This window comes from Thermoactinomyces mirandus (assembly GCF_013868055.1).
GTDB lineage: Bacteria > Bacillota > Bacilli > Thermoactinomycetales > Thermoactinomycetaceae > Thermoactinomyces > Thermoactinomyces mirandus.
In genome coordinates this window covers 1-5,504 of the sequence record NZ_JACEOL010000054.1, presented here as the reverse complement: position 1 = coordinate 5,504, position 5,504 = coordinate 1, and the positions used below count along the sequence as shown (strand labels likewise).

At 44.0% G+C, this 5,504-nt stretch carries 4 protein-coding genes, 1 rRNA gene and 1 pseudogene; 2 read left to right on the top strand and 4 right to left on the bottom strand.

Annotation, left to right across the window (positions count from 1 at the left end):
• The coding region (locus tag H2C83_RS14700; protein WP_281364180.1) for a transketolase-like TK C-terminal-containing protein at nucleotides 1-333 on the top strand (333 nt) is incomplete at its 5' end.
• Between the two features lie 155 nt (nucleotides 334-488).
• On the opposite strand, the gene H2C83_RS14695 is transcribed toward H2C83_RS14700, so the two are convergent.
• The 3 genes from H2C83_RS14695 to H2C83_RS17455 all read right to left on the bottom strand — a co-directional run bounded on the left by H2C83_RS14695 (nucleotide 489) and on the right by H2C83_RS17455 (nucleotide 3,824).
• Complete coding sequence (locus tag H2C83_RS14695; RefSeq protein ID WP_181741951.1) at nucleotides 489-1,439, bottom strand: cation diffusion facilitator family transporter; 951 nt, start codon at nucleotides 1,437-1,439, stop codon at nucleotides 489-491.
• 320 nt (nucleotides 1,440-1,759) lie between these two features.
• Complete coding sequence (locus H2C83_RS17460; RefSeq protein WP_220184204.1) at nucleotides 1,760-2,641, bottom strand: NAD(P)/FAD-dependent oxidoreductase; 882 nt, start codon at nucleotides 2,639-2,641, stop codon at nucleotides 1,760-1,762.
• Nucleotides 2,580-3,824, bottom strand: a complete 1,245-nt coding sequence (locus H2C83_RS17455; protein ID WP_220184203.1) for an oxidoreductase — start codon at nucleotides 3,822-3,824, stop codon at nucleotides 2,580-2,582. The genes H2C83_RS17460 and H2C83_RS17455 overlap by 62 nt, the downstream gene beginning before the upstream one ends.
• Nucleotides 3,825-4,339: 515 nt before the next feature.
• On the opposite strand from H2C83_RS17455, the pseudogene H2C83_RS14685 reads away from it, so the two are divergent.
• Nucleotides 4,340-5,127, top strand: a pseudogene (locus H2C83_RS14685) (formate/nitrite transporter family protein).
• Between the two features lie 287 nt (nucleotides 5,128-5,414).
• Here H2C83_RS14685 and rrf read toward each other — a convergent pair.
• Nucleotides 5,415-5,504: ribosomal RNA gene (gene rrf / locus H2C83_RS14680) — 5S ribosomal RNA — on the bottom strand; the annotation flags it as partial.

Genomic DNA, 5,504 nt, shown 5'->3' with positions numbered 1-5,504 from the left:
GCAACGGGTTCGGAAGTTTCCCTGGCGATGGAAGCGCAAAAGGTGTTAAAAGAAAAAGGCATTGATGTCCGCGTGGTCAGCATGCCATCCTGGGATCGGTTTGAAGCACAGCCGGAAACATACAAGCGGGAAGTGCTTCCTCCGCAGGTGAAAGCCCGTGTGGCGGCAGAAACGGGTTCCCCCCTGGGCTGGGAACGGTATACGGGCGATGCCGGAAAAATCCTGGGGATCGATGTCTTTGGCGCATCGGCACCGGGGAATACTGTCATGAAAGAGTTCGGGTTTACCGTGGACAATGTGGTAAGACTGGTCGAGTCTGTTGTGGATGCATAAATCGGCAAATATAGCAGACCAGATCAAGCAAGCTTTTTTTCAAATCACATTCCGGCAATCTTCGTGAAAAAGATGCATACGTTGGCCTTTGGCTGCTTCGGGCAGCTGAAGGCTTTGTATTCAAGTACACTATTCTTTTTATACTTGCAGGTATTTTATTTACTGTCGTCGGAAAGCTTCTCATCAATATCCTCGCTCGGGTCCATATGGATCACCAGCTCAATTCCAAGTTCTTCTTTAATTTTCTGTTCCATTTCATGAATGGCCAGATGAGCTTCCGGAATGCTTATTTCCGGCGGGACGACTGCATGCATGGAAGCAATTTTTATTCCAGGGCCATAATCATGAATTTTAAGATCATGAAAACTTTTGATCGTTTTGCTTTCAGCAATCAATGCTTCAATCTCATCAAGAATTTCCGGTTCGGGGGAAGGGCCGAGCAGCAAATTTACCGAATCCTTGGCCGTGATAAAGCCGGTATAGACAATCACCAGGGCAATCAAAAGCCCCAACACTCCATCAACCGGAAAATCCACATACATTCCGATGAACGTTCCAATCAGGACGCTGGCCGTAGCAATGACATCATTCAGGCTGTCCTTGGCAGTCGCCATATTCATGCTGGAATTGATCGTTTTTCCAATATACCTGTTATATGAGTACATCCACAATTTTAACAGGATCGACACAGCCAGGATGGATGCGGTAACCAGGCTAAAATGTACCGGTTGCGGGTTGATGATTTTGTTAAACGAACTGCTGAGCAGTTCCAGACCAACCGCAAAGATGATAAATGCAACGACCAGTGAAGCGATATATTCATATCGTCCATGGCCATAAGGATGTTCCTTGTCCGGCGGCCGGTTGCTAAGACTTGCGCCAAATATGGTAATCAAGGAAGAGCCGGTATCGCTCAGATTGTTAAATGCGTCAGAAATAACCGCAATACTGTTCATCATGAATCCGGTTATGATTTTGACAAGGAAAAGGAGAAGATTGCATATAATTCCAATGACTCCGGATAAAACACCATATGATTTTCTTACATCCCTATCCTTTACCTTCTGATAATCCTTTACAAATTTTTTGATAAGAAATTTGATCATCAATCAATCTCCCATCTAAATTCTTCGCTATTCAAAAACAGTTCATCATGGTCCACCGGTAATTACACGGAAAATACCATTTTTGAGAATGCCAGTTACCTTTTTAGCATTGGCAATTTGCCAGTGTAAAATATCATACCAACAAACCAGTTAAAGTACCATGATGTTTAACAAAATATTTGATCATAATGACATTCGGACAAGCAAAGCATCATTCTGGAAAATTTTAAAAAAAGCCTTTATGCCAGCAAGTGGATAAAGGCTTTTTTTACATACACATTCCAAAGCAGCGTTGGATGGAATCTATTCGTTTGTTTTATTCATATGTGGTTGGCAACTTCAAAAGCATCCCATATGGCGTACATGATGTTGGAAACTTTGCGGGCATCCCCGATAAGATAGATTTCAGGTACTTCAAATTGCAGATCCTCATATAACGTATTGTTCTCATAATAACCAACCGCCAGAACAACACTGTCGCAAGGAATGGTCCTGGTTTTGTTTTCTGCAACAACCTCTGCTTTTCCATCTTGATATGTCGCCACATGGCCATTGGTAATCACTTTGATTCCGTTAAATGGAACAAGTTTCTCGAGCATTTCACGGTTTGCGGCACACAGAGGCCCATTCAAGGCGAGCAATTTATCTAATGCTTCTACAATGGTAACCTTTTTCCCTGACTGGGCAAGGGCCAAGGCGGTTTCACATCCGACAAGACCTCCGCCTATGACAATAACAGTTTCTCCCGTCTCTTTCTTTCCGGTCAGAACATCGGCCGCAGGATAAACATTATCATCGTCACCGAGGCTGACCATTCTGGGCCTGGAACCGGTTGCGACAATAACTGCATCCGATTGGGACTGTAAAATGAAGTCTTTGGTTACTTCCCTGTTCAAATGAACGGGTACATTTAATTTTTTCAACTGGTGGGCATACCAGTTGACAAGGGCCAGTTCATCTTCTTTAAATTTGGGAGCCCCGGCCGCAATCAGATTGCCGCCCAATCCTGATGACTTTTCATAAAGTTCAGGTTCATGGCCTCTAAAGGCCAGAACGCGGGCTGCTTCACAACCGGCAACACCTCCACCGACAATCAGCACTTTTTTCTTCATTGTCACGGGATTGAGCCGGGTCACCCGTTCACGGGCAGCTTGCGGATTTACTGCACAGTTTAACATGGAATATTCCTGGATTCGTCCCATACATCCTTCCTGGCAGGAGATACAGGGACGAATGTCTGCCAGTTTGCCGCTTCTTAATTTGTTGACAACATCCTTCCTGGCAGGAGATACAGGGACGAATGTCTGCCAGTTTGCCGCTTCTTAATTTGTTGACATATTCAGGATCGGCAAGAAGCGGCCTGCCAAGACTGATCAAATCGCAGGTTCCGTCTTCGATCGCCTCCAAAGCCATATCCGGATTATCCATTCTGCCTGCACATATAATTGGAACATCCACGGTTTTTTTCATCAGTTTCGCATAAGGACGGTAAAGTCCTTTTTCCTGATACATCGGCGGATGGGACCACCACCATGAATCATAAGAGCCCACATCGACATCCAACGCATCATAGCCGTAAGATACCAAAAGTTTGGCGGCAATCACACTTTCGTCAAGATCTCTTCCTTTTTCTTCGAATTGTTCGCCAGGAAGCGCACCATCCCGGTAATCCTTGATAAAGCTTTTTGGGCTGTACCGGAGGGCGACCGGAAAATCAGGGCCGCAAACCCGTTTGATTTCCTCAACAATTTCCCTTGCAAAACGAAGACGATTTTCAAGGCTTCCGCCATATTCATCTGTCCGATGATTAAATAAAGAAATGGCAAATTGGTCAATCAAATACCCCTCATGGACAGCGTGAATTTCCACACCGTCAAAACCGGCCCTTTTTGCCTGATAAGCCCCTTCCCCAAATTTCCTGACAATCGTCTTGATTTCTTTGACCGTCAGTTCACGACAGGTTTTGTCCAACCAGCGGTGCGGAATCGGGGAAGGGGCAACCGGAGGAAATTCCCCCAGATTGGTAGGAATCGTCACACGCCCAAAACCACCGGACACTTGCAAAAACACCTTTGCGTTATATGCATGGATTCGTTCAGTCATCTCTCTGGAAGTACGGACAAAATGGACAGGATTGTATGTCGGACTGGGACAATTGGGCATGCCATGTTCCTCAATCTCATTGTCCACAAAAGTAACACCGGTAATAATTAATCCGGTCCCGCCTTTTGCCCGTTCCACATAATAGTCAATCCCTCTCTGGTTAAATCCGCCATCCGCATCAGACAGTCCCAGCGGTCCCATTGGCGCCATAGCAAAACGATTCTTCAATTCCACTTTTCCAATCTTGACCGGTTGAAACAATTGCACATATTTAAAGTCCAAAAAAACCACCCCCGATTCATTTTATGTGTGAATCGTTTCACAATCAACCCTAGACCATTTCATGCCAAAAAGCAACCGTTCCATTTTCATGGATCCTTTTTTTTACGGATAAATAGCCGATAAAAAAAGGACAGAAAAACGGTTCCCTGAATCAAATTTCCAACAAACAGTTTCATTTCAACATACATGAAAAGTATCTGGGAGCGATCAAAAATGCCCCTATATTCTGCCCCTCAAATCGTTTTACCCATTTTCATCCGATTGATGCTTCAGTCCGGTAATCAAGTCCTTAAACTTTATTGACAAGGTTTGACTGTAAAATAAAGTTCAATATTTCTCAAACTTACCTATGTGCTTTGAAGGTAAAACGAAATGAAAGGAAATTATAATAAAGTTTATTAAATTTGTTTAAATTTTCCTGAAAATAAAAGGGAAGATTTAATTGTTGGGCTTGAACATGGCCGGCTGAGATGATCAACGATCATTTTGAGATGTTTTTATGGGAGAGGAGAAGAATGAACTGTTACAATCCAAAACAAATTGCGGATATTGCGATCCAGCAAGGAATTGAAAAAGCAAATCTTTCCAAATTGTCTCTTCCCATTCTCGGCTTTTTGGGCGGAGCCTTTATTACACTGGGATATTTGGCATATATTCGGATAACGGGACCGGCTCCTCATAAATGGGGAAGTTTTGTGACATTTCTGGGGGCTGCTGTATTTTCGATGGGATTAATCCTTATTTTATTGGGCGGCGGAGAATTGCTTACCGGAAACATGATGGCTGTCAGCATCGCTTATTTTGCCAAAAAGGTAAACTTTACTCAATTAATAACAAATTGGATTTCCATTGCTTTGTTCAATTTGCTTGGGGCCATGTTTGTAGCCTATTTCTTTGGACACTTCACAGGCCTTACAGAAGGCGCCTTCCTTGAGAAGACGGTTTCTGCCGCACAGGCAAAAGTGAATGATCCTTTTATGGTTGCCTTTGTCTCAGGCATAGGATGCAACTGGCTTGTTGCGATGGCTGTTTGGTTATGCTATGGGGCAAAGGACTTTATCAGTCGGCATCTGGTTTCCGATTATGGCCTTTGTTTTGATTGGTTTTCAGCACGTGGTTGCTAATATGTTCATTATTCCTGAGCATTTTTTCAGGCAATCTGTCGTGGTCCGAGTTTTGGCCAAACATGATTGCTGTATTCCTGGGCTATTCGGTTGGCGGAGCCATTTTTGTCAGCTTATTTTACTTTCTGGCCTATAAAAAAGATGGCCGGAAGATTGAAAATTGGCAATGTAACCAGTGAAAGAAAGTCGAGCTAATCCCGATTGTCTGAAAATCAATATAACAGCAGGATTTGAAAAATCCGCAAACCGCATTCTCTTACATTTCCGTGGGAACGCGGTTTTTTTCAGGAAAGTTATGTACAACGGTTTTTTGCTTCTGCAACACCGGGATGACCGGTCAGGCTCTGGTGGCAGAAAATTTATGGTTCGGGCTTAACAGAGCAGTAAATTTGTTGTCTCTGCCTGCGTGCCAATTTCTGATAAGAAAAATCCACCTTAAGCATAAGCTTGAGGTGGATTCGTTTCAGCCTGGCAACGACCTGCTCTCCCGGGGATAATCCCAAGTACCATCGGCGCTGGAGGGCTTAACTTCCGTATTCGGGATGGAAACGGGTGG

Bases quoted from the DNA above. Each gene is read 5' to 3' on its own strand.
- H2C83_RS14695 (WP_181741951.1), bottom strand. From the start codon at position 1,439: ATGATCAAATTTCTTATCAAAAAATTTGTAAAGGATTATCAGAAGGTA.
- H2C83_RS17460 (WP_220184204.1), bottom strand. From the start codon at position 2,641: ATGGGACGAATCCAGGAATATTCCATGTTAAACTGTGCAGTAAATCCG.